The sequence below is a fragment of the Paraconexibacter sp. AEG42_29 genome, from assembly GCF_040581415.1.
GTDB lineage: Bacteria > Actinomycetota > Thermoleophilia > Solirubrobacterales > Solirubrobacteraceae > Paraconexibacter.
In genome coordinates this window covers 3,237,995-3,261,635 of sequence record NZ_CP114014.1, presented here as the reverse complement: position 1 = coordinate 3,261,635, position 23,641 = coordinate 3,237,995, and the positions used below count along the sequence as shown (strand labels likewise).

General features: G+C 72.9%; 21 protein-coding genes, 1 tRNA gene and 1 pseudogene. 18 read left to right on the top strand and 5 right to left on the bottom strand.

Translation table 11 applies throughout. From position 1 onward, the window contains the following. Window positions 1-415: 415 nt before the first annotated feature. Window positions 416-1,294 carry an MYG1 family protein gene (locus DSM112329_RS15900; RefSeq protein ID WP_354697533.1) on the bottom strand — a complete coding sequence of 293 codons (879 nt, stop codon included), beginning with the start codon at window positions 1,292-1,294 and terminating at the stop codon, window positions 416-418. Window positions 1,295-1,304: 10 nt separating this feature from the next. Beyond that, a complete protein-coding gene (locus tag DSM112329_RS15895) occupies window positions 1,305-2,618 on the bottom strand; it encodes a lipopolysaccharide biosynthesis protein (RefSeq protein ID WP_354697532.1) in 1,314 nt (437 codons plus the stop codon). Between the two features lie 96 nt (window positions 2,619-2,714). Here DSM112329_RS15895 and DSM112329_RS15890 point away from each other — a divergent pair, with 96 nt between their 5' ends. The 17 genes and pseudogenes from DSM112329_RS15890 (at window position 2,715) to DSM112329_RS15810 (ending at window position 18,716) form a co-directional block, all read left to right on the top strand. Beyond that, window positions 2,715-3,113, top strand: coding sequence for a hypothetical protein (locus tag DSM112329_RS15890; protein WP_354697531.1), 399 nt, complete (start codon window positions 2,715-2,717; stop codon window positions 3,111-3,113). A gap of 12 nt (window positions 3,114-3,125) precedes the next feature. Then, window positions 3,126-3,569 carry a tRNA (adenosine(37)-N6)-threonylcarbamoyltransferase complex ATPase subunit type 1 TsaE gene (gene tsaE / locus DSM112329_RS15885; protein ID WP_354697530.1) on the top strand — a complete coding sequence of 148 codons (444 nt, stop codon included), beginning with the start codon at window positions 3,126-3,128 and terminating at the stop codon, window positions 3,567-3,569. Further along, window positions 3,566-4,333 carry a tRNA (adenosine(37)-N6)-threonylcarbamoyltransferase complex dimerization subunit type 1 TsaB gene (gene tsaB, locus DSM112329_RS15880; RefSeq protein WP_354697529.1) on the top strand — a complete coding sequence of 256 codons (768 nt, stop codon included), beginning with the start codon at window positions 3,566-3,568 and terminating at the stop codon, window positions 4,331-4,333. Before tsaE ends, tsaB begins: the two co-directional genes overlap by 4 nt. Window positions 4,334-4,346: 13 nt before the next feature. Beyond that, window positions 4,347-4,901 carry a GNAT family N-acetyltransferase gene (locus DSM112329_RS15875; protein ID WP_354697528.1) on the top strand — a complete coding sequence of 185 codons (555 nt, stop codon included), beginning with the start codon at window positions 4,347-4,349 and terminating at the stop codon, window positions 4,899-4,901. Further along, complete coding sequence (gene tsaD / locus DSM112329_RS15870) at window positions 4,898-5,905, top strand: tRNA (adenosine(37)-N6)-threonylcarbamoyltransferase complex transferase subunit TsaD (RefSeq protein ID WP_354697527.1); 1,008 nt, start codon at window positions 4,898-4,900, stop codon at window positions 5,903-5,905. The genes DSM112329_RS15875 and tsaD overlap by 4 nt, the downstream gene beginning before the upstream one ends. A gap of 5 nt (window positions 5,906-5,910) precedes the next feature. Then, window positions 5,911-6,168 (top strand): glutaredoxin family protein, encoded by a 258-nt coding sequence (locus tag DSM112329_RS15865; protein WP_354697526.1) that lies wholly within the window; start codon window positions 5,911-5,913, stop codon window positions 6,166-6,168. Beyond that, on the top strand, window positions 6,165-6,827 hold the full coding sequence (locus DSM112329_RS15860) for a redox-sensing transcriptional repressor Rex (protein ID WP_354697525.1): 663 nt from the start codon (window positions 6,165-6,167) through the stop codon (window positions 6,825-6,827). The genes DSM112329_RS15865 and DSM112329_RS15860 overlap by 4 nt, the downstream gene beginning before the upstream one ends. A gap of 10 nt (window positions 6,828-6,837) precedes the next feature. Beyond that, complete coding sequence (locus tag DSM112329_RS15855; protein ID WP_354697524.1) at window positions 6,838-7,989, top strand: YbdK family carboxylate-amine ligase; 1,152 nt, start codon at window positions 6,838-6,840, stop codon at window positions 7,987-7,989. Continuing rightward, on the top strand, window positions 7,986-8,456 hold the full coding sequence (locus tag DSM112329_RS15850; RefSeq protein WP_354697523.1) for a hypothetical protein: 471 nt from the start codon (window positions 7,986-7,988) through the stop codon (window positions 8,454-8,456). Before DSM112329_RS15855 ends, DSM112329_RS15850 begins: the two co-directional genes overlap by 4 nt. Window positions 8,457-8,598: 142 nt before the next feature. After that, window positions 8,599-11,910, top strand: a complete 3,312-nt coding sequence (locus tag DSM112329_RS15845) for an MMPL family transporter (protein WP_354697522.1) — start codon at window positions 8,599-8,601, stop codon at window positions 11,908-11,910. 88 nt (window positions 11,911-11,998) lie between these two features. After that, window positions 11,999-13,933 carry a universal stress protein gene (locus DSM112329_RS15840; RefSeq protein ID WP_354697521.1) on the top strand — a complete coding sequence of 645 codons (1,935 nt, stop codon included), beginning with the start codon at window positions 11,999-12,001 and terminating at the stop codon, window positions 13,931-13,933. Further along, window positions 13,933-14,130: a hypothetical protein gene (locus DSM112329_RS15835; protein ID WP_354697520.1), complete on the top strand. Its 198-nt coding sequence runs from the start codon at window positions 13,933-13,935 to the stop codon at window positions 14,128-14,130. The genes DSM112329_RS15840 and DSM112329_RS15835 overlap by 1 nt, the downstream gene beginning before the upstream one ends. Before the next feature lie 5 nt (window positions 14,131-14,135). Continuing rightward, complete coding sequence (locus DSM112329_RS15830; protein ID WP_354697519.1) at window positions 14,136-16,178, top strand: amino acid permease; 2,043 nt, start codon at window positions 14,136-14,138, stop codon at window positions 16,176-16,178. 18 nt (window positions 16,179-16,196) lie between these two features. Next, a pseudogene (locus tag DSM112329_RS15825) lies at window positions 16,197-16,640 on the top strand (NAD-binding protein); the annotation flags it as partial. After that, window positions 16,640-17,308, top strand: a complete 669-nt coding sequence (locus DSM112329_RS15820) for an NAD-binding protein (protein ID WP_354697518.1) — start codon at window positions 16,640-16,642, stop codon at window positions 17,306-17,308. The pseudogene DSM112329_RS15825 and the gene DSM112329_RS15820, both read left to right, overlap by 1 nt. 63 nt (window positions 17,309-17,371) lie before the next feature. Then, window positions 17,372-18,568: a hypothetical protein gene (locus tag DSM112329_RS15815; protein WP_354697517.1), complete on the top strand. Its 1,197-nt coding sequence runs from the start codon at window positions 17,372-17,374 to the stop codon at window positions 18,566-18,568. Window positions 18,569-18,644: 76 nt separating this feature from the next. Beyond that, window positions 18,645-18,716: transfer RNA gene (locus DSM112329_RS15810), tRNA-Gln, on the top strand. Between the two features lie 181 nt (window positions 18,717-18,897). Here the strand turns inward: DSM112329_RS15810 and DSM112329_RS15805 are convergent. Beyond that, on the bottom strand, window positions 18,898-19,590 hold the full coding sequence (locus tag DSM112329_RS15805) for a hypothetical protein (RefSeq protein ID WP_354697516.1): 693 nt from the start codon (window positions 19,588-19,590) through the stop codon (window positions 18,898-18,900). A 68-nt stretch (window positions 19,591-19,658) separates the two neighbouring features. On the opposite strand from DSM112329_RS15805, the gene DSM112329_RS15800 reads away from it, so the two are divergent. Beyond that, window positions 19,659-20,030, top strand: a complete 372-nt coding sequence (locus DSM112329_RS15800) for a hypothetical protein (RefSeq protein ID WP_354697515.1) — start codon at window positions 19,659-19,661, stop codon at window positions 20,028-20,030. A 12-nt stretch (window positions 20,031-20,042) separates the two neighbouring features. Here the strand turns inward: DSM112329_RS15800 and DSM112329_RS15795 are convergent, their stop codons facing one another. Continuing rightward, the gene (locus DSM112329_RS15795; RefSeq protein ID WP_354697514.1) at window positions 20,043-21,872 is read right to left on the bottom strand and encodes an ABC transporter ATP-binding protein; all 1,830 of its coding nucleotides are present in this window, start codon (window positions 21,870-21,872) and stop codon (window positions 20,043-20,045) included. After that, a complete protein-coding gene (locus DSM112329_RS15790) occupies window positions 21,872-23,641 on the bottom strand; it encodes an ABC transporter ATP-binding protein (RefSeq protein WP_354697513.1) in 1,770 nt (589 codons plus the stop codon). Before DSM112329_RS15790 ends, DSM112329_RS15795 begins: the two co-directional genes overlap by 1 nt.

Sequence of the window (23,641 nt, the reverse complement as noted above, 5' to 3'; positions counted from 1 at the left end):
CCCGTCGTTTGGCGTGGGAGGACCGACGTTCGGCCGGCGGGACGGCCATCGGATGGCGGGTGACGACGACCGGCGCCTCCGCCTTCGAGCGTCGGTTTCCCCATCGTGTGGTGTGGGGGAACCGACGTGCGAGGTGGCGGGGTGGCTGAGCGGGATCGAGCGTCGGTTTTCCCGTCGTGTCGCGTGGGGGAACCGACGTTCGGCCGCGGGACGGCCATCGGATGGCGGGCGAGGACCCGGCGCCTCCGTTTTCGAGCGTCGGTTTCCCCGTCGTGTGATGTGGGAGAACCGACGTTCGGCCCGCAGCGGCCGTCGTCGCCAAGGCGCGCGTCCGGGCCGTCCCAGCCACCGCGACACGGCGAGCCGCGGGCCCGCCCCCGCGGGACGGCGTCAGTCCCGCCCGCGCGGGACGGCGTCAGTCCGCGAGCGACAGTGCCGCCAGCGCCAGGATCCCGTCGCGGGACGCGGCCGACGCGTAGAAGCGCGAGCTGTGGGCGAAGACCGCGTCCGGGACCCCGGTCACTGCGATCAGGGCGTCGCCCTCGAGGCCGGCCCACTCGGCCGGCAAGTCGCGGCGGTTCGCGAAGCCGCCCAGGGCCTGCGGGACCGCCTGCATGCCCCAGCCGTCGGACTTCGGGTAGACGACGAGCAGCGCGTCCGGCGCACCGTTGATCACCGCTTCGCGCCAAGGCATGTTGCGGTCCAGCTCGATCAGGCGCGGGTCGGTGGCCCGGGCCATCGCCGCCGTGACGAGGTCGCGCGCCCGGCCGAACGCGGCGGCGCCCGCAAGCTCCCGCTCGACGATCCCGGTCGCGAGCGCGACGGCCTGGGCGAACAGCGCGTCCTCCTCCGCGGCCGTCAGCGACTCGTCCCACGCCGGGTTCAGCCCGGCGATCACCCCGCTGACCGCCATCGGCCGCACGCCGTCGACGAGCGACTCGATGATCGTCTGACCGGTGTCGTTCGCGTCGACGCCCTGCACCAGGCGCTCGTCGATCGAGGCCGCCGCTGCGTCGTCGCCGGCCAGCGCCGGACCGTGCTCGCGCCAGACGAGGCCGAACGACGCGTAGCGGATGCCGTTCGCGCGCTCGCCCGCGCCGCCGCGCTGGTGGTGGTCGAAGTCGCCGCTCGCCGGGTCCGATCGCCCGCCGACGTCGACACGGACGTCGCACGCCGCGAGCGTGTCGCGATCGCGCGTCCTGACCACCTCGACCGGCCCGGCCGCAAGGCCAAGGACCGCGACGGCGAAGACGTCGTCCGCGTGGAAGTTGCCCGGATGGGTGCCGACCTTCATCGGCCGCAAGCTATCGGTCGGCGCGGGCACGGCTCGGCGCGGCCAGCAGCGCGAGCACCAGCAACGCGGCCGCCGCAGTCCCCTGCACTCCGGCGACCACCGCCGCGAACGCGGTGATCCCGAGGTCCGTGCCGAACAGCACCGTCAGCTCGGCGGCGATGATGACGGTCAGCACGCCCAGGAACCGGATCCGGCCGAGCGCGATCAGGAACTGCACGGTCAGGTACGCGACGGCGAGCAGCGTCATCGCGAGACCCAGCAGGATCAGGGCCGGCGCGGCGTCGACCGTGTCCGGCCCGAACGCGGTCCGCAGCAGCGGTTCGGGGACGGCGGCGAAGATCAGCAGGGCCGGCAGGGCCACCACCACCAGGACGCCGAGCGCGCGGAAGAGCACGGGACGCGGGTCCTCGCCGGCGGCCGCCCGCGTCGTCGCCTGGGGGAGGAGCTGCAGCCCGACCCCGACCGCGACCCAGACGATGGACTTCGCGGCGACGGCGGCCACCGCGTAGGACCCGGCACGGTCGTGGCCCAGCTGGTGCCGCGCGATGATCACGTCCACGTTCTGCAGCACGGCCAGCAGCAACAGCCCGACGATCGCCATCCACCCGTTGCCGACCAGGCCGCGCAGCGTCGGCAGGGGGCGCGACGACGCCGGCGGGCGCTCGCCGCCGAGCCGGTGCTCGAGCGCCCGCGCCAGCCCGATCGCGACCGCCGCGAAGCACACGAGGGACGCCGCGAACGCGCCGGTGACGCCCGCCACCGCCGCCAGGCCGAGGCCGACCGGAAGGCGCACGCCCGCCTCCCAGATGATGCTGATCCCGACCGGCCGCAGCGCGTGCAGGCCCTGCAGCACGCCGCGCTGGACGCAGACCAGCAGCCACAGCGCACCGGTGGCCGGCAGTGCCGCGGCACCCCAGCGATGTTCGGGCGTGCCGACCAGGTCCGCGAGCGGGGCGCTCACCGCCACCCCGAACACCGCGAGCGCGACCGTGGCCAGGAGCGTCGTCCGCGTCCAGCCGCGGACCGTGGCCGCCAGCTCCGCCCCGGTGCCGAGCCGGCCGAGGGCGACCTCGCGCGCCGCCGCCGCCTGCAGCGACTGCCCGGCGACGAACAGCACGAGGAAGCCCGAGACGAGCGCGGCGAGGGCGCCGTAGTCGTCAGTCCCTAGGATCCGGGTGACTGCGACGGTGAAGACGAGCTGGATGGCGTTGCTGGCCAGGCTCGCGCCGGCCAGGGCGCCGGCGGTGCCTGTATCCGAGCCGCGAAGGCCCTGCAGACCGGCACGCAACCGGGCCGCCGGCGAGTGGTCTGGGCTCCCGGGCACGCCCCGCGAAGGTACCGGAGGTCCGCTTTCCGGCCCGCCGCGGCCGCCCTCGGGGACGGGTCACCGCGCACGGCCGAGCCGTAGAATGGCCCGCCCGTGATCGTCCGCGCCCATCGCCAGGCCCTCGCTGCCCTTCTCGTCGCACTCCTGGCACTGTCGCTTCCCGGCCTGGCCACGGCCCAGACGGCGCCGGAGGACTTTCCGCAGCTGACGCCCGGGACGACGACCGCCACGTCGCCGCCGACGACTACCACGACCACGACGCCGACGACCACCACGACGCCGACGACCACCACGACGCCGACGACCACCACGTCGACCCCGGCGCCGGTCACGCCACCCGCCCCAGCGGAGACGACCCCCGCGCCGCAACAGGCGCAGCCGTCGGCGCTGGCCGACACCGGCCTCGACGGCCGCGTGCTCGGCGCCGTCGGCATCGGGCTGCTGCTGTGCGGGATCGGCCTGCGGCTGCGGACCGCGCGCGAGCGCTTCTAGTCTGTCGGCAGCGTGAGCACGCCCGTCACCCACGACAGTGCCTCGCCCGGGCAGACCGAGGCGCTCGGCGCCGCGCTCGCCGGGGAGCTCCACGGCGGGGACGTCGTCCTGCTGTACGGCGAGATGGGGGCAGGCAAGACCACGTTCGTCCGGGGTGCGCTGCGCGCCCTCGGCCACGACGGGCCGGTGACGAGCCCGACCTACACGATCGCCCGGCACTACGACGCACGCCTCCCGGTCGCGCACCTGGACCTGCACCGACTGACCTCGCTCGCCGACGAGGACCCCGGCCTGCTCGCGGACCACCTGCGCCCGGACGGCATCGCCTTCGTCGAGTGGCCCGAGATCGCCGACGACGACGGCCTCCTGAGCGACGTCCGTGGCGTGCGGGTCGCCGCCCGGGTCCGGCTCGAGCACGTGTCGCCCGAGCAGCGCTCGGTGAGGATCGTGGCGTGATCGTCCTCGGCCTGGACACGGCCACGGCGGACACCTGCGTCGGACTGCTCAGCGACACCGACGGGCTGCCGCTGGCCCTGACGCGGCGCCACGAGCCGGCAACCGGGGAGCGCCCCGGCCACGCGGAGCAGCTCCTCGCGCTGGCCGGCGACGTCCTGCACGAGGCGTCGCTGACCTGGGGAGCCGTCGACCGCATCGCCGTCGGCGTCGGCCCCGGCACGTTCACCGGCCTGCGCATCGGCGTGTCGACCGCCCGCGCCCTCGCCCAGGCCTCGGGGTGCCAGCTGGCCGCCGTGTCCACGCTCGCCGTGCTGGCCGACGGACTCCACGCCGCCGCCACGGACAGACAGACCGCCCAGCGGGCCGCCGTCGCCTGCATCGACGCCCGCCGCGGCGAGGTCTTCGTCGGCGCCTGGCTCGCCGGCGAGCAGGTCCTCGAGACCCGGGCCGTGCCGCCGACCGCCCTCGCCGACCTCCTGGCGCCGCTGGCCGTGGACGGCCGGTCACCGGTCGCGGTCGGGGACGGCGCCATCCGCTACCGCGAGCACCTGACCGCAGTCGCCGACGTCCCGGCCGACGCGGACACGCGGCACCACGTCGACGGCCTCGCGCTCTGCCGCCTGGCCCGTTACGCCCCGGCGGCCGACCGGGACGCGCTGCTGCCCGACTACGTCCGCGCCCCCGACGCCGTGACGACCGCGGACCGCGCCGCTGCCGCCAACGCCGCCACGGCCGCTGCCGCCGCTGCGGCCGCGAGGATCTGAGGGCGCACGTGCCATGACCCCGCCCGGCTTCGACATCCGCCGCCTCACCTACGCCGACCTGCCGCAGGTCATCGCGATCGAGCGGCGCGCGTTCCCGACGCCGTGGTCGCTGGCCATGTTCGTCCTGGAGCTCTCCAAGCCGAGCGGCATCTGCCTCGCGGCCTGGCACCGGCCGGCCATCGCCGGCGGTGACGGCGAGCCGCGCGAGCGCATCTGCGGCTACCTCATCTGCAGCAAGTACGACACGGTCTGGCACGTGATGAACGTCTCGGTGGACCCGGACGTCCGCCGGCAGCACGTCGCCACGTCGCTCATCAACGGGCTGCTGGAGCGCGTCGACGACCCGCTCGGCCAGTACACGCTCGAGGTCCGGCCGTCGAACGGCGGGGCGATCGCCATGTACGAGCGCTTCTCGTTCATCACGGCCGGCATGCGACGCCGCTACTACCAGGACAACGGCGAGGACGCGCTCATCATGTGGCGGACGCCGTCCACCCTCCAGGGCCGGTTGGACGACGTCCCGAACGCCTGGCCGGTCCCGCCGACCAGCTCGATGCCGCGCACATGATCCTCGCGCTGGAGACGAGCTGCGACGACACCTGCGCAGCGGTCGTGACCGACGACGGGCGGCTCCTGTCGAACGTCATCTCCTCGCAGGAGGTCCACGACGCCTACGGGGGCGTGGTGCCGGAGATCGCCTCGCGCCAGCACCTGCAGTTGATGAACCTCGTCGTCGACGACGCGCTGAAGCAGGCCGGCGTGACGCTCGACGACCTCCGCGCCGTCGCTGTCACCCGCGGCCCGGGGCTGACCGGGGCGCTGCTCGTCGGCCTCGCGACCGCGAAGGCGATCGCCGTCGCCCGCGGGCTGCCCCTGATCCCGGTCGACCACCTGCAGGGCCACGTCGCCGCCAACTTCCTCGTCGGGGAGGACGGCGCCCCCGGCCTCGAGCCGCCGTTCGTCTGCCTGGTCGCCAGCGGCGGGCACTCGTTCGTCGCGCGCGTCGACGACCACGCGTCGTTCACCGTGCTGGGCCGGACGCTCGACGATGCAGCGGGGGAGGCGCTGGACAAGGGCGCGCGCCTGCTCGGGCTGCCGTTCCCCGGCGGACCGCACGTCGAGCGCCTGGCGGCGGGCGGCGATGCGGCGGCGTTCAGCTTCCCGGTCGCCCACGGCGTCCCCGGCCTGGACATGTCGTTCGCGGGGCTGAAGACGTCGCTGCTCTACACCGTCCGGGACCTCGACGCGGCGCACGACGGCGGCGCTGCAGCCCGCAGCGCCGACCTCGCCGCGTCCTACCAGCACGCCGTCGTCGACCAGCTCGCGCGCCGTACCGTCCGCGCGCTCGAGCAGACCGGCCTGGACCGCCTGGCGATCGGCGGCGGCGTCGCGGCGAACGGGCCGCTCCGGGCCCGGCTGCAGGATGCGGCCGGGACGGTCCACATCCCCGGCCGGGCGCTGTGCACCGACAACGCGGCGATGATCGGCGCCGCCGCCCTGCACCAGCCCGCCGCAGACCCGGCGGACGTCCCCGGCCTCGACGTCTACGCGACCGACCGGCGCTCGCTGTGAGGACCGTGACGCTGTACGGCCGCCCCGGCTGCCACCTGTGCGACGACGCGCGCGACATTGTGCGGCGCATCCACGCCGAGGTCCCTTTCCACCTGCAAGACGTCGACATCGAGTCGGACGACGCCCTGCACAAGCGGTATCTCGAGCGCATTCCCGTGCTGGTGCTCGACGGGGAGGAGCTGTACGACTTCTTCGTGGACGAGGCCGACCTGCGCGCACGGCTGTCCACCGCCCCGAACCACTACAGTCCTGGCCTCGGATGAGCGTCGGAGACCTCACGAGCGCGGGTGCGGCCACACCCACCCCGGAACGGCTGTCGATGGGGGTGGCGGCGCGCCTGGCCCGCTACCTGCAGGTCCTGACCCAGGCCAAGCGCGAGGGCAAGGAGACCGTCAGCTCCCAGGAGCTGTCGACGTGGACAAAGGTCAACTCCACGCAGATCCGCCGCGACCTATCGGGCTTCGGGAAGTTCGGCAAGCGCGGCGTGGGCTACAACGTCGACGCGCTCGTCGGCCAGATCCGCAAGATCCTGCGGACCGCCGGCCCGCACAACATCGCGCTCTTCGGCGCCGGCCACCTGGGCCGCGCGATCGCGAGCTCGGACATCTTCGCCGACCACGGCTTCAGCGTCGTGGCCGTCTTCGACAGCGCGCCGGACAAGATCGGCAGCGCCGTCGGGCACCTCACGGTCCGCCCGGTCAGCGACCTGGCGGCGGCCGTGGAGGAGGAGGACATCGTCGTCGGCGTCCTCGCCGTCCCCAACCACGCCGCCCAGGAGCTTGCGAACGTCCTCGTCGACGCCGGTGTGAAGATCATCTTCAACTACTCCGAGGCGCTGCTGAAGGTCCCGCCCGAGGTCACGGTGCACACCTCGAGCCCCGCGGTCGACCTCCTGTACGCCCTGTACTTCTACCTCACGTGATCCAAGGCCGATGACGTTCACCTGCGACGGCGTCGACGAGATCTTCGCGACGTCGACGGACTTCACCGTCGGGCTGGAGGAGGAGTTCGCGATCGTCGATCCGGCGACGCTCGACCTCGTCCCCCGCTACGAGGACCTCCACGCCGCCGCTCAGGACGACGAGGTGCTGCAGGTCGCGGTCGCCGGCGAGCTCATCAGCAGCGAGATCGAGATCCGGTCGGGCCGGGGGGAGACCCTGGCCGACGCGGTCGCCAGCCAGCGCGACGCCCGCGTCCGCCTGTTCGCCCTCGCGCGCGCCCACGACCTCACGCTCGCCAGCACCGGCACCCACCCGTGGGCCGACTACCGTGAGCAGCCGAACATCGACACCGAGCACTACCGCCGCGTCGTCGAGGGCCTGCAGTACCCGGCCCGCCGCAACAACACCTTCAGCCTCCACGTGCACGTCGGCGTCCAGGGTGCCGACCGCGCGATCCGCGTCTGCGACCGGCTGCGCTCGGTGCTGCCGGAGCTCCTGGCGCTGAGCGCGAGCTCGCCGTTCCTGGACGCGCGCAACAGCGGCCTGCACTCCGCGCGTTCGCAGTCGTTCACGAAGTCGTTCCCGCGCTGCGGCATCCCCGACGCCTACGGCTCGTGGGCCGAGTACCGCCGCTACATCGAACTGCTCGTCGCGACGAACTCGATCGTCGAGTACACGCAGGTGTGGTGGTCGGTCCGCCCGCACTTCGCGTTCGGGACGGTCGAGGTCCGGATCTGCGACGCCCAGAGCACCGCCGCCGAGGGCGACGCGCTGGCCGCCCTGATCGTCGCCTGCGTCGCCCAGGCCGCCCGCGACGAGGACGAGGGCGTCGCGCTGCCGGACCATTCGCGGCGGCTGCTGGAGGAGAACTTCTGGCGCGCGATCCGGTTCGGCCAGGACGAGCGGATGATTGACCTCGACTCCCTGCGGGAAGTGCCGACGAAGGCCGCCATCGAGCGCCTGCTGACGTGGACCGCTCCCGTCCGCAGCGAGCTCGGCCTCGGCGAGCCGGAGCTCCCGGACGTCAACGGCGCGCAGCGCCAGCGCCGGGCACTGCAGGAGGGCGCATCGATGCAGGAGGTCTTTGCCCAGACCGTGCAGGAGACCCAGCAGACCTACGGCCAGGAGGCCACGGCCCCATGAGCGACCAGCCCCAGCAGGATCCCCAGAACCCCGAGATGCCCCTCAACGAGGACGGCACCCCGATGACCGAGGAGCAGCTCGCCGCGGCCTACGAGGCGCAGGTCAAGGCGCTCCGCGTCGAGGACGTCGTGCTGCAGACCGTCGTCTCGCTGCTGAACCTCGCCGGCCGCAAGGCGGGCCTCGTCCCCGGCACCGAGGACGAGCGCGATCTGGGCCAGCTCGGCCTGGCGATCGAAGCGGCGATGCGCCTGTTCCCGCTCGTCGAGCCCGCGCTCGGCGAGGACGCCGGCCAGCTGAAGGACGCGATCTCCCAGCTGCAGATGGCCTACGTGCAGCTCGGCGGGCAGGTCGAGGGCGGGCCGGGCGGTCCCGGTCCCGGCCCCGGCGGCCCCGCGCAGCCCGCGCCGCCCAAGGAGTCCCCCCTCGCGCCCCCCGGCGCGGGCAAGCTCTGGGTGCCCGGTCAGTAGCGACCGCTGGCCGGGGCCCGATCCCCCGCGTATGCTCCCCCGCTCAAGACCGGGGAGCAAGCGACCGATAGACGCTGCAGGCGCCGTGGCTGGGGAGCATTTCGGCGCCGCTGACTGAAGGCCCATCGGGAGGTTGTCGGACATGCAGCGCATATCGATATGGGCGGCGGGACGCCCTCGCGCTGCCCTCGGCAGTTGGCTCGTGCTGGTCGCCGTGCTGGCGATCTACGGCCACGACGTCGGCCGTCACCTGCAGCCGACGAGCGCCAGGATCGACGGGAGCACCTCCGCCACGGCGGGTGCGCTCACCGCGGCGCACTTCGCCGACTCCGCGACGCTCCCCATCCTGCTGACCGGCCCGTCGAAGCAGGTCCGCTCCCAGGGCAAGGCGCTCGGCACCCGCCTGGACAAGCTCGAGGGCGTCAGCGTCCTCTCCCCGTGGAACGACCGCGTCCACCTGAAACTGCTGCGACCCCGCGCCGATCAGGTGCTCATCCTCGCCTCGGTCGCCGGCGCCGAACGCGACCAGCAGCGCGTGTCGGAGCTCGTCCGCACCACCGCCCAGCAGAACGTCTCCGGGCCGGTCGACGTCCACGTCACCGGCGTGCCGCTGGTCGCCCGCGACCTGCGCACCGCCTCGATCGACGCCGCCGGCAAGGCCGACCTGATCGCGCTGCCGCTGCTACTGATCGTCCTGCTGCTCGTCTTCCGCTCGTTCGCGGCCGCCGCGATCCCGGTCGCCTTCGGCGGCGCGACGGTTCTCGCGTCCGGCGGGGTCATCCGCCTGCTGACGGAGATGACCACCGTCGACGCGTTCGCGACCGGTCTGGCCTCGATGATGGGGCTCGCGCTCGCCGTCGACTACTCCCTGCTGATCGTGTCCCGCTACCGCGACGAGCGGCGGCGAGGGGCCGACAACGACACCGCGATCGCCGTCGCCACCCGGACGTCCGCGCATGCGGTGGCCGTCGCGGGGGCGGCCGTGGTCGTCGCGATGGGCCTTGCCGCCGCGCTGGCCGCCGGCCAGGCCGTCGCGTCGGCGGCGCTGGGTGTGGCCTGCGCCGGGCTGCTGGCGATGGCCGGTGCGGCGCTGGCACTGCCGGCCGTGCTCCGCCTGGCCGGCGACCGGCTGGCCGTGCCGGTCGCCGCCGGCGTGCAGGCGCAGGACGACGCGGACGCCGACGCGCATCGTCCCAGCCGCGCCCCCGTGCTCGTCGCCGCCGTGCTGCGCCGTCCCGCGCTCGCCGCGACCGTGACCGCGGTCGGCCTGCTCGTCCTGGCCATTCCCGCGCTGTCCCCGGACCCGAGCGCGCCCGACGTCGCGCAGCTTCCCGAGTCCAGCCCGGCCCGCGCCGACTACGAGGCCATCAGCGCCGCGGTCGGCCCCGGTTGGGGTGCCGGCTTCGACATCGTCGCCGTCGCACCGTCGGGGACGATGACGACGCCCAAGCGCCTGGCCGCGCTCGAGAAGCTGCAGCGCCAGATCGAGCGCGACCCCGACGTCGCGGTCGTCCTCGGCCCCGGGCAGCTCGCCAAGAAGGCGGCCAAGCTCCGCAAGTCCGGGCGGGACCTGCTGAAGACGCAGAAGGCGCTCGAGGCGGCGATCCCCAAGCAGCAGGGCCAGATCAAGAAGCTCGGCAGCCAGGTCGGCTCGGCGACCGGCGGCGCGAAGCAGCTGTCCGGCGCGTTCGACAGCGCCTCCACGTCGGCCGACAAGCTCTCGAGCGGCGGCAGCAACCTGAAGAGCGGCGTCGGCAAGCTCAGCAGCGGCCTGCTGTCGGCGACGAACGGCGCCAAGGACCTCGACAAGACCGTCAACTCGGCCACGGCGAACACCGGCGCGATCGCCGCCACCGTCAAGAAGTCAAAGAACGACGCGTCCGACCTGGCCAGCGCCCTGTCGACGCTCGGGCGCGGCTCGGCCGCGATCCCGCCGGCGATCCGGAAGATGCAGGACAACAACGCCGCGTCCCGCGACACCATCAAGAGCGTGATCTCGGAGTCCGGCGGGCAGCGCTCGGACACGCTGACCGCGATCAACACCGCCCGGCAGGCGCTGCTGACCCAGCGGCAGACCGTCGGCACGATCGCCGCCCTGGCCGCGCTGCAGCGCGCCCGCAACCGCCTGCAGAGCGACCCGACGACACCCCTGACGCAGGTGGCCGACACGCTCGACTCCGACGCCCGGACGGCCGGTCAGATCGCCGGCGTGCTCGCGGGGATCAAGTTCGGCGACCTGGCGGCCAAGGCCCGGGCGCTGTCCGCCATCCTCGGCGCCGCCGAGTCCCAGCAGGGCAACCTCGACAAGGGCATCTCGCAGCTGACCGGCTCGATCGGGACGCTGCGTGCCGCGCTCGAGCGCCTCGGGGGCGGGACCGAGACCCTGACCGGTGGGCTGAAGGCCCTCGACGAGGGCATCGCCAGCCTGCGCGGCGGCGCGAAGGAGGGCAAGGCCCAGACCGAGGAGCTCGCAAAGGGCCTCGAAGGCGCCCGCGAGGCGCTGTCCGGCGTGCAGCAGTCGGGCGGCAAGGGCAAGAAGGACGACTCGTCGGCGACCGCCAGCGGCGCCATCACCTCCGGGTACTTCCTGCTCGCGGCCCTCGACGCCCAGGGCGTCTCCGGGGCGCGGAGCGGGCTGAACGTCGAGAGCGGTGGCCAGGCCGGCCACATCGTCGTCATCCCGAAGACCGGCCCGAACGACCCGAAGACCCGTGCCCTCGGCGACCGCCTGGCGTCGCTCTCGAAGGACTTCGCCGCCGCGACGAAGACCGAGACCGCGGTCGGCGGCCCGGCCCAGGTGCTCGCCGACTACCAGCAGGCGACGAGCGACCGGCTGCTCACCATCGTCCTGGTCCTCGCCCTCGCGACCGCCCTGCTGCTCGCGGTCGTGCTGCGGTCCCTGCTCGTCGCGGTGCTCGGCGTCGCGCTCGGCCTGCTGGCCGTCGGCGCGACGCTCGGCATCATGGACAAGCTGTTCACCGGCTCGGACCCGATCCTGGGCGGCCCCGGCCAGCTCGACGCGACGGCGCTCACAGCGGTCTTCGCGGTGATGTTCGCGCTCGCGACGGACTACCAGGTGTTCGTCGTCACCCGGATCCGGGAGGAGGTCGTCGCCGGCCGCAGCCCGCGCGACGCGGTCGCCGCCGGGCTCGCCAGCACCGCCCGCGTGGTGACCGGCGCGGCGCTCTCGATGGTCGCCGTATTCCTCGCGTTCGCCACGGCGGACGTCGCGAGCCTGAAGCAGTTCGGCGTCGGCCTCGCAGTCGCGGTCGCCCTCGACGCCACGCTGATCCGGCTGGTGCTGCTCCCTGCCGTCCTGGCGCTGTGCGGCCGTGCCGCGTGGTGGCCGGGAATGAACCTGCCGCCGGGACCGACCAGCCCGGATCCGCCGCGCCGTGTGCGGGAGGAGCCGGCCGTGCGCGTCGGGCCCCGCCTGCGCCCTTCCGAGGGGTGAGGTCCGCGCCCGGCGGATGAGGGTCCGCACATCTGGCGCGTCGCAGACTCCGGCCGAGCGGGACGGGCCATAGACTCCCGCACCGCCCATGGCCGAACGCCGCCTCCACGGCCTGCAGCGCGTGCTGGGGGTCAACGCGCTCTTCTCCACCGCCTACGGGAACGTCGGGTCGTCGATCTACTACGCGCTGGGGCTCGTCGCGAGCTTCGCGCTCGGCCTCACGCCGGTGGTGTTCATCATCACCGGCTTCATCTTCTACCTGACGGCCGCCACGTACGCCGAGGCGACCGCGATGTACCCGGAGGCCGGCGGGTCCTCGTCCTTCGCCCGCCACGCCTTCAACGAGTTCTGGAGCTTCTTCGCCGCCTGGGCGCAGATGCTGAACTACACGATCACGATCGCGATCTCCGCGTTCTTCGTGCCGCACTACCTCGGCGGCGTCCTCGGCATCGACGCCTTCCGCAGCAGCCCGGCCGACATCTTCGTCGGGATCGCCGTCGTCGGGCTGCTCGCGTTCGTGAACGTCCGCGGCGCCGAGGAGTCCGCCGGCGTCAACATCGCGCTCGCCGTCACCGACTTCCTGACGCAGCTGCTGCTCGTCATCGTCGGCTTCGTCCTCGTCCTCAGCCCCGACACCCTGATCGACAACGTCGACCTCGGCGTCACCCCCAGCTGGAAGGACTTCTTCCTCGCGATCCCGGTCGGGATGATCGCCTACACCGGCATCGAGACGATCTCGAACATGGCCGAGGAGGCCAAGGACGAGACGAAGACGATCCCCGCCGCGATCAACCGCGTCGTGATCGCCGTCTTCGCGATCTACGCGGCGCTGCCCGCGGTCGCCCTCAGCGCGCTGCCCGTCTTCACGGCGACCGCCGGCAGCGAGGCCGTGGCGTCCGGCGAGGCGCAGGTCGGGGACCAGGTGACGCTGCTGGGGCTGACGGAGGCGGCGGGCGGGTACGCCGGGGACCCGATCCTCGGCGTGGTCAAGGCGATGAACCTCGGGTTCCTGCAGGCCCCCGGGGAGATCTACGTCGGCCTGCTCGCGGCGACGATCCTGTTCATCGCGACGAACGCCGGCATCATCGGCGTCTCGCGGCTGGTCTACTCGATGGGCCTGCACCGGCAGGTCCCCGACGGGCTGCGCCAGCTGCACCCGAAGTACGGCACCCCGTGGATCGGGATCCTGCTGTTCGGCGCGATCGCCTGCGTGGCGATGATCCCGGGCAAGGCCGAGTTCCTGGGCAACATGTACGCGTTCGGCGCGATGCTCTCGTTCACGATCGCCCACGTGTCCGTCGTCTGGCTGCGAATGTCCAAGCCGGACGTCCACCGTCCGTATCGCGGGCCGGGCAACATCCCGTTCCGCGGGCGCTCGCTGCCGCTGTTCGCGGTCTTCGGCGGCGCCTTCACCGGCCTCGCGTTCCTCGTCGTGACGTTCCTGCACCTGGACGTGGCCGCGGCCGGCGTCGCCTGGATCGGCCTCGGGATGCTGCTCTACCCGGTGTACCGGCGCCGGCAGGGGCTCGACCTGACCACGACCACGAAGATCGCGATCCCGCTCCCGGTCACCGACCGCGAGGCCGAGTACGAGTCCGTGCTGGTCGCCCTGGACTCCTCCAGGCCGTACGCCCCGGGCGCGCTCGCCACCGCGGTGAAGGTCGCGGCGATCCGCCGCCGCGGCATCTACGTCCTGGTGACGATCCCGGTGCCGACCTCCTCGCCCCTGGACGCCGACCTGCCCGAGATGGAGGCCGCGGCGCAGGCGATGATCGAGCAGGCGAGGCTGCAGGGCGGGCGTCGCGTCACCGGTCGGACCCAGCGGGTCCGCGCCGGCGCCGCCGGGACCGTCATCGTGGAGGCGGCCACCGCGATCCACGCCCGGGCGATCGTCATGCCGCTGCCGCCGCGGACGACCGCCAACACGGTCTTCGGCCGCACCCTCGAGACCGTCCTGGCCAAGCGTCCCTGCCGCGTGATCATCCAGTCCGAGCCCGCTCCGACCGCCGCCGAGCGCACCTGATGCCCGAGCCCGAGTCCCGCAACCTGCACCGCTCCAGCACGCGCCTGCTGTCCGCGCTGATGCTCGTGCTCGGCGTCGCGATGATCGTGTCCACACTCGTGCGCGGGGGCGGCGCCCTCGCGATCGGGCTGGTGATGGGCGTGCTGTTCGTCGGCGCCGGCGGCGGGCGGCTCTACGTGTCCCTGCGGAGCGGGTAGCCGCCATGCCCGACGCCCAGGAACGCGCGACCGAGGCAGCGCGCGAGGCCGCGGACGCGGCGGCCGGCGTCGCGGACGCGGCGATCGACCGCGTCCGCGGGACGGTCGGCTCGCCGGTCCTCTTCGCGGTGGTCTGGACGGCGCTGGCGAGCGGCGTCTACTTCTCGCTGGGCGTCGTCGCCGATCACGCGCTCGGCCTGACCCCCGTCATCTTCCTGATCGCGGGCGGCTTCTTCGCCCTGGCGACGATGACCTACGTCGAGGGCGCGTCACTGCACCAGGACAAGGGCGGCTCGACCGTCTTCGCCCGCTACGCCTTCAACGAGTTGTGGTCGTTCGTGGCCGGCTGGGCGGTGCTGCTCGACTACATCATCCTCGTCGCGGTCTGCGCGTTCTCGGCGACGAACTACGCGGCTGCGTTCTGGGCGCCGCTGGGCCGCGGCGGGGTCGAGCTGGCCGCGGCGATCGCCATCATCGGCTACGTCGCGACCGGCACCATCCGGGGCTTCCAGAGCACCCGCGCGCGCCGCCTCATCATCATCGTCCTCGCCGACCTCGGGCTGCAGCTGGCGCTCGTCGTCGTCGGGCTGGCGGTGTTCTTCGACCCCGACGTGCTGACGAGCAACATCGAGCTCGGGACGACGCCGACCTGGTCGGACGCGATCTTCGCCGTCGGCGTGGCGACGGTCGTCCTCACCGGCCTGGAGTCGGCGTCGGGGCTCGCGGGGGAGGTCGGGGTCCGCACCGCCGGCCTGAAGCGCTTCGTCGCGAGCTCGACGGCGTTCGTCGTCGTCATCTACACGGGCATCGCGACCGTCGCCGTCACGGCCATCCCGGCGACGCGGCTGAAGGAGCCGCTCGACGACGAGGTGCTGAACGCGCCGGTCCTCGGCATCGCGGACGCCTTCGAGCAGGACTGGCTGTCGTCAGGGGCCAAGTACGTGCTGGCGGCGGCCGCCACGGTGACGCTGATCGCCGCGGCCAACTCGGCGATGCTCGGCCTCTCGCGCCTGGGCTACTCGCTGGCGCTCAACCGGCAGATCCCGTCCGCCCTCGGCCGGCTGCACCCGACGCGCTCCACCCCGTACGTGGTGGTCGTGCTCGCCTCCGTGCTCGCGGTCGTCCTGGTGATCCCCGCCGACCTGGACCTGCTCGTCGGGATCTACGCGTTCGGCTCGCTGCTGGGCCTGACCATCGCGCACGCGTCGATCATCCGCCTGCGGTTCAAGGAGCCTGACCGCCGGCGTCCGTACCGCGTCCCGCTGTCGGTCCGCTTCGGGCGCGGCAGCCTGCCGCTCCCGGCGATCCTGGGGGCCGTCCTCGCGCTGCTGGCCTGGGTCAGCGTCGTCGTCTTCCACTCCGGCGCCCGCTACGTCGGGCTCGGCTGGATGGCGTTCGGGGTCGTGCTCTACGTCGCCTACCGCCTGACACAGGAGAAGTCGGTTTTCGCCCGGATCACCGTGCCCGAGCTCGCGCTACGTGGTTCGCGGCTCCCCGGCGTCGCCTACGGCTCGATCCTCGTCCCGCTGATGGGCTCCGCCCTGGACGACGACATCATCCAGACCGCCGGCCGCCTGGCGGGCGACGAGCACGAGGACTTCGACTCCGAGGAGGGCGCGGTGGTCGAGGCGCTGTGGATCATCGAGGTGCCGATGTCCCTGCCGATCGACGCCCGCCTCCCGGACGGGACCATCGAGCGGGCCCGCGCCGCGCTCCGGCGGGCCAAGGCGGTCGGCGAGGAGTACCAGGGCGTCGAGGTCGTCACGGCGACGGTCCGCACCCGCAGCGCGGGGCACGCGATCGTCGAGGAGGCCCGCCGCCGCGGCGTCGAGGCGATCGTGATGGCGGCCGAGGAGCCGTCCCGGATCAAGGGCGGCGCCCGCCTCGGCGGCCGGGGCGGCCCGCGCGACAACTTCGTGGGGGAGATCACCAAGTACGTGGTCACCAAGGCCCACTGCCCGGTGATCCTCACGGCTCCGCCTGCCGACGACAGCTGGCCGTCACCCGCGTCCGACCTTGCCGGGGACGCCACCCCCGGCAAGGGATAGGCCACCGGCGGTCTCCAGGGACTATCGTCCCCGCCCATGTTCGTCCTCATCGTGGGAGCCGGTCGCGTCGGATCAGCAGCAGCCCGGTCGGCGCTGGCTGCGGGGCACGAGGTGTCCGTGCTCGATGACGATCCGCTGTCGCACGAGCGGCTCGACGCCGGTCAGGCCACGTCGTGGGAGGACGCGGGCGGGCGCTTCACGGTCGGCCACGGCATCGAGGTCGAGGCGCTGCTGGAGGCCGGCATCGACAAGGCCCAGATGTTCATCGCCTGCACCCACGGCGACAACACGAACCTGATCATCGCCCAGATCGCCCAGAAGAAGTTCGGGATCGACCACGTGATCGCCCGGGTCATGGATCCGGCCCGCGCCGCCTGGTACGAGACGCAGGGACTGCGGACGATCTCGCCGACGGCGCACGCCATCGACCAGTTCAAGGTTGCGCTGGCGGAGGTCTCCTGATGTACGTGATCATCGCCGGTGGCGGCAAGGTCGGCTGGAACCTGACCCGCGAGCTGCTCGCCAAGAACCACGAGGTGACGCTGCTGGAGGCCCAGCGCGACCGCTACCTCACCATCGAGCAGGAGCTCGAGCACCAGGTCCAGTACGGCGACGCCACCGAGCTCTGGGTCCTGGAACGTGCGGGCATCCAGCGGGCGGACCTCGTGATCGCGGTCACCGGCGACGACGAGGACAACATCCTCATCTGCCAGATGGCCAAGGAGAAGTACCTCTGCGACCGGATCATCGCCCGCGTGAACAACCCGCGGAACCGCGAGTGGTTCGAGCTGCTGGGCGTCGCCCCGACCGTCAGCGCGACCGACCTCATCCTGCGCCTGATCGAGCACGAGGTCCCGTCCTACGGCCTCGTCCACCTGCTGGACCTGCGCGACGAGCGCCTGGAGATCATCGAGGTCGAGGTGGCCGAGGGCTCGCCCGCCGCCGGTCAGCGGGTGGCGGACGTGGTCCTGCCCGAGGGCGTCCTGATCATCTCGATCCTGCGTCAGGGCGATGGCTTCGTGCCCAAGCCGGACTCCGTGATCCGGGCCAGCGACGAGGTGCTGCTGGTGCTTGACCCGGGGCTCGAGGACTCGATCACGGAGCAGTTCGCGGCCCCCGAGACGGACTGACCCGATCGAACATCCGGCTGGTCGTAGGTAGCCGGTGCTGGACACGGGTAGGATTTACAGGTAATGGCCGACCAGAACTTCGGTGGTGCGGGCTGGTGGGGCGGACGCCCCGATTCGGCGCGCACGCACAGCGACCACACGCTGGTCGGGTCGGCCGCTCTCAACCTGCGCAGCACGCTCGCCGCCGGCAGTGCAGCGGCAGCCGCGTCGGTCGTCCTGATGCTCGGCGTCGCCGGGATCGTGGGCTCGCAGCTGGGCTTCGACCTGTGGCCGGCGTTCGGCGGGCCGGCCGCCCGCCAGCTCGAGGTGCCCGGGGTCTCGCCGACCACCGCCGGCATCAACGACCCGCTCACGCGGGCAAACCCGCTGCTGCCGGGGGGCAACGTGCTCGCCGGCCGGATCGGGTCGTTGCCCGGTGCGGTGAATGCCCCGGTCTTCCCTGGTGCCGTCGTCGCGCCCGCGGTGTCCGGTCCCGGGACCCTGGCCGCGGCCGCGGCCGCGGCGGGTACCGCTTCCGGACTGGTCCCGACGCCGGGTGGCACGGCTGCCGGTCGCACGTCGCGGGCCGGGCAGAGCGGGTCCGCGGCCTCACCGCGACGCAGTGGGGCAAGCGCCGGGACGGCGTCATCCCGGCGGCCGTCGGCCAGCTCCGCCGGCGGTGCGGCCACCGCGCGCCCGACCACCCCCGTCGTCTCGGCGCCTGCGGCCGGGTCCGGCGGCGCGGGCTCGAGCAGCGCGGGCGGCTCGTCGTCGGCCGGCTCCGGGTCTTCCAGCGGTTCGGGTAGCGGCGGCTCCGGGTCGTCCAGCGGCTCGGGCAGCTCGGGAGCGTCCGGCAGCGGGTCGGCGTCGTCAGGCAGCTCCTCCTCGTCCGCCAAGGCGTCTGCCGGGGGCGGTCAGTCAAAGGGCGCGGTGGCCGCGAGCGCCGGGAAGTCCTCCACCGGCAGCTCAGGCGCATCGAGCTCGAGCGCGGGCAGCTCGTCCGCGTCGCCGGGTCAGGCGAAGAGCTCCGGCGGCTCGGGCAGCGCCGGGTCCTCGGCGTCCTCGGCGCCGTCGTCGTCGGCGTCGTCGGTCGGCGGCGGTGGCGCGGTGAAGTCCAGCGGCTCCGAGGCGCCCGCCCCCGCAGCCCCGTCGGCGCCCGCCGGTGGTGGCAGCGTCAAGGGCGGTGGCGGCAGCAGCTCGTCCGGCAGCGCCGGCTCCTCGTCGGGCGCCGGTTCGGTCGGCGGATCGGGCGCGCCGGGCCAAGGCAAGGGCGGCAGTTGACTCGCTGACGGGCAGCCGCCTCCGCGGCGCCGGATTGCCTATACTTTGCCGTCCGGGCCACGCGCCCGGACCCCGTTGCGGAATGGTGTAATCGGCAACACGTCTGCCTCTGGAGCAGGTATTCTAGGTTCGAGTCCTAGTTCCGCAGCCTTTTGAAAGCGCCCGCAATCCGGGCGCTTTCGTCGTTCTACGGCGCCGGTGGGGAACCTGATATCGGCCTCCTGATCCGTCCCGGTCGAGTGCCTCGGCGACGATCTCCTGACGGTTGCCTGCGTCTGTGAGGGACGGGCCCGCGTGCCGGGACCATCCTCGCGGTTCCGGACGAACCGTCAGGTTGCGGGGACCGCTTCATCCAGGGCCGCCCGTCGACAGCCCCAGGACAACGCCATCACCCAGACGCCGAAGGCGAACAGCGGGATCAGGTACGAGATGATGCCCTGGTAGGCGAAGACCCCGGCCTTGAAGAAGACGAGCAGGATGCCCGGGATGAACAGCACACCGGCCCAGCAGCCGAGATAGCCGAGCCAGCGGGGGAACGTCGGGTTCGGCCTGGAGTCGCTCAGGATTGCCAGACCGGCCGCAATCGCCTGGGTCGCCGGGGCGACGACGGTGAACAACAGGCAGAACCAGGCCAGGTCGTGCAGGGCCTGGGTGGTGTCCGGCGACCGGTCGGGGCGGAAGGACGCGACCCCCACGACGGTGAAGGTCAGAATCAACGCGACGTAGGTGACGGCGCCGGCAATGCCGTGCAGTGCCGCGAGTGCCGGGCGGTTGTCCTGGCGCGACGAGAGCTGGACCCATGCCACAGCCACAAGCGCGCCCCACCCCGCCGTCGACAGCACGCCGAGGACGGCGCCGGCCCGGATCCGATCGGTGTTGTCCTGATACCAGAGCGCGAGCTCGTCGGCGGTCCAGTCCGCGGCAGGAGCCGGGAGCAGGCCGGCCGTCAGCAGGGCGACGAGCGTCAGACCGATCCCGACGAAGCCCGCCCAGGCGCAGACGATCTGGGTTCGCGTGTTCATCGGCGGAAGCTACCACCCGTCAGCGGACGTCCTGGACCCGGTGCCGACGTCGAATATTGTCCAGAACCATGAGCTCAACACGTCGCCCGGCTGTCCTCGCCGCGATCGCCACCGCCACCCTCGTGGTCGCCGTCCCGTCGTCCGCCACGGCGGCGCCCGCCAAGAAGCGCGCACAGACGTGCGAGACCTTCGACCGCTTCCTGCAGCAGCTCACCGTCGACGGGGTCACCTGTCCCGGTGCGCGGCGGGTCATCTACTCGTGGGCGCGGTCGTCGGCCTGCATCCCGGCGGGGGAGGGCTTCATCCAGGACCGCGCACGCACCTGCACCGTCCGCGGGTTCGTCTGCAAGCCGCGCAAGGGCGAGGGCGGCGTCCGCGTGACGTGCAAGAGCAAGGCCGACGCCGAGCGGGTCATCCGCTTCTTCGACTCCCAGGGCTGACCGCCGCCCGTCCTACGCGGCCGCCTGCTCCGCCCAGTCGCGGTACAGCCGCCAATAGGCGCCCTCGGCGGCCAGCAGCTCGTCGTGGGTGCCCTGCTCGATGATGCGGCCGCCGTCCAGGACGACGATCCGCCCGGCCTGGCGGATCGTGGACAGGCGGTGGGCGATCACCAGGGACGTGCGCCCGGCCAGCAGTCGCCGCAGGGCGTCCTCGAGCTTGCCCTCGGTGTGGAGGTCGACGTTCGACGTCGCCTCGTCCAGGATCAGGATCCGCGGGTCGGCGACGAGCGCCCGCGCAAAGGCGACCAGCTGCCGCTGCCCGGCCGACAGCTGGACCCCGCGCTCGCCGACCTCGGTGTCGAGGCCGTGCTCGTAGCGCCCGACGAACTCGTCGGCGCCGACCGCCGCGACGGCGGACTCGACCTCGGCATTGGTCGCGTCCGCCCGCCCGAAGGCGATGTTCTCCCGGATCGTGCCGCTGAAGAGGAACGCCTCCTGGGGGACGATGCCCATCTGGCGACGCAGCGACGAGGCCCGGACGGTCCGCAGGTCCGCGCCGTCGACCGTGATCCGGCCACCGGTCGGGTCGTAGAACCGCGCGACGAGCTTGGCGAACGTCGACTTCCCGGCGCCGGTGGCGCCGACGAGGGCGACGGTCTGGCCCGGCGGGATGATCAGGTCGACGTCGGCCAGCGCGAGCTTGAAGCCCTGATCCGCCGTCTGGTAGCCGAACGACACGTCCTCGAAGCGGATCTCGCCGCTCAGCGGCGTCGGCAGGTCGGTGGCGTCCGGCCGGTCGGTCAGCGTCGGCTCCTCGTCGAGCAGCTCGAAGATCTTGTCCAGCGCCGCCATCCCCGACTGGTAGGTGGTGTAGACCTGTGACAGCTGGCCGATCGGGTCGAAGAAGCCGTTCAGCGCGGCGATGAACCCGACGAGGACGCCGACGCTCACCTCCCCGTTGATGGCCTGGTGGCCGCCGTAGAGCAGGATGCCGACGGTCGCCAGGGCGCTGACGAACTCGACGAGCGGGAAGTACGCCGCGTTGAGGCGGACGGTGGTCTGGTTGGCCTCGCGGTTGCGCTCGTTGCGGCGCGCGAACTCGGTGAGGTGGCGCTCCTCCTGGGCGTACTCGCGCACCACCCGCACGCCGGACAGCGTCTCCTGCAGGTACGACGTGATGCCGCCGATGGTCTCGCGGGTACGCCGGTAGGCGTCGGCGGACGCCACCCGGAACGCGAGCGATCCGATCGCCATCACCGGGAAGATCAGGAACGTCAGCAGCGCGAGCTCGGCGTCGAACGTCAGCAGGATCACGATCGAGCCGATCAGCGTGAGCGTCGCGGTGAACAGCGTCGCGACGGTGTCGGTCACGAGCGCGTTCAGCGCCTCGACGTCGTTCGTCATGCGGGAGATCAGGACCCCGGCCGGACGCCGCTCGTAGAAGCCGACGGGCTGCTCCTGCAGGTGGCGGAAGATCTGCAGGCGCAGGTCCTGCAACGCCCGCTGGCCGACCCAGCCCGTGAGGTACGTCTGGGCCATCGTCGCCACCCACACCAGCAGCGCGCTGACGACGAACGCGACGACGATCCAGTCGAGCGCACCGACGTCCTTGGCCAGGATGCCGTCGTCGATCGCGCGCTGGGCCAGCGGCGCAGGGGCGAGGCCCGCGGCGGTGCTGACGATCAGCGCCACGAACAGGCCCGCGACCCGTAGCCGGTACGGACGGAGCAGGACGACCAGTCCGCGGAGCTTGCGACCGCGACCCGACGTCCCGCGCAGGCGACGGCGCAGCTCGTCCCGGCGACCGGGTGCCACGGCGGGGGTGTCGGCCGGGGCCGGCATCAGAAGCCTGCCACCTCGCGCTCGGCGGGCTTGCGCGTCAGGAAGACCTGGTCGGGCAGGCCCTTCTCGACGAGCTCGCGGTACAGCGGCGAGGCGCTCAGCAGCTCGTCGTGGCTGCCGGCGGCGGCGACGGTCCCGCCCTCCAGGACCACGATCTCGTCGGCGAGCGCGATCGTCGAGAGGCGATGCGCGATGACGATCGTCGTCCGGCCCGCCATGACCTCGCGCAGCGACGCCTTGATCGCCTGCTCGGTCGACGCGTCCACCGACGACGTCGCGTCGTCGAGGATCAGGATCCGGGGGTCGGCCAGGAACGCGCGGGCGATCGCGATCCGCTGGCGCTGGCCGCCGGACAGCGTCAGGCCCCGCTCGCCGATGCGCGTGTCGTAGCCGTCCGGCAGCGCGGCGATGAAGCCGGCGGCCTGCGCGCGCTCGGCGGCGAGCTCGACCTCCTCGCGGGACGCGTCCGCGCGGGCGTAGGCGATGTTCTCGGCGACGGTGGCACTGAACAGGAAGGGGTCGTCCCCGACGATCGCGATCTGCGAGCGCAGCGCGGCGGGCTCGACGTCCCGCACATCGGTGCCGTCGACCAGGACGGCGCCATCGCTGACGTCGTACAGGCGGGCGATCAGCTGCACGAGCGCGGTCTTCCCGGACCCCGTCGCGCCGACGACCGCCAGGGTCCGGCCCGGCGCGACGGTCAGCGACACGTCCCGCAGCGCCGGCGACCGTGTCCCCTCGTACTGCAGGGTCACGTCCCGGAACTCGACCTGCCCGTTGCCGTCGGGCAGCGGGCCTGCGCCCGGCCGCGCGACGATCTGCGGATCGCGGTCGAGGATCTCGAACAGCCGCACGCCGGACGCCGTCGCCCGCTGCGCCAGGCCGAGGCCCATCCCGAGCATCCGCATGGGACCCAGCAGCATGATCAGGTAGGCGTAGAACGACGCGAACTGGCCGGTGGTGAGGTCCCCGTCGATGACGCGCCGCCCGCCGAGGAACAGCAGCGCCGCGAGCCCCAGCTGGGGCAGGAACCCGATCAGCGGGTTGTACCGCGCCTGCAGGCGCGTGGAGACCATCGACTGGTCGAAGACCCGCCCGACGCCGCGCGAGAAGCGGTCGAGCTGGCGCTCCTCGGCGGCGAACGCCTTCACCACGCGGACCCCGGAGATGTTCTCCTCGACGTCGGCCGTGAGCTCGGCGAGGCGCTGCTGGACCTCCTGGATCGCCGGCCGCGACTGACGGCCGTAGCGGGTGGCGGTGTAGACGACGACCGGGACGGGCGCCAGCGCGATCGCGGCCAGCAGCGGGTCGGTGATGATCATCGCGACCGACGCGAGGACGATCGTCAGGGCGGACTGCACCAGGAAGACCAGGCCGTAGCCGAGGAAGAAGCGGACGCTGGCGAGGTCGACGGTCGCCCGCGACATGAGCTGCCCGGTCTGCTGGCGGTCGAAGAACGCGAGCTCCTGCTTCAGCAGGTGCCCGAACAGCATGCGGCGCAGGTCGTACTCGACGCCGAGCGACACCCGGCCGGCGACCAGCCGCCGGAAGATCGTCAGCACCAGGCGCAGGAGGCCGGCGATCGCCACCGCGCCGCCGAGCACCATCAGCGCGTCCTTGTCGCCACCGCGCACCTCGTCGATCGCGCGCCCGGTGAGGTAGGGGATGGAGACCGTGGCGACCATCGCGAGGACGGCGAGCCCGAGGGACGCGATGACGCCTGCCCGGTAGGGCCGCAGGAAGGTGAGGAGTCGCCAGAAGGTCGCCAT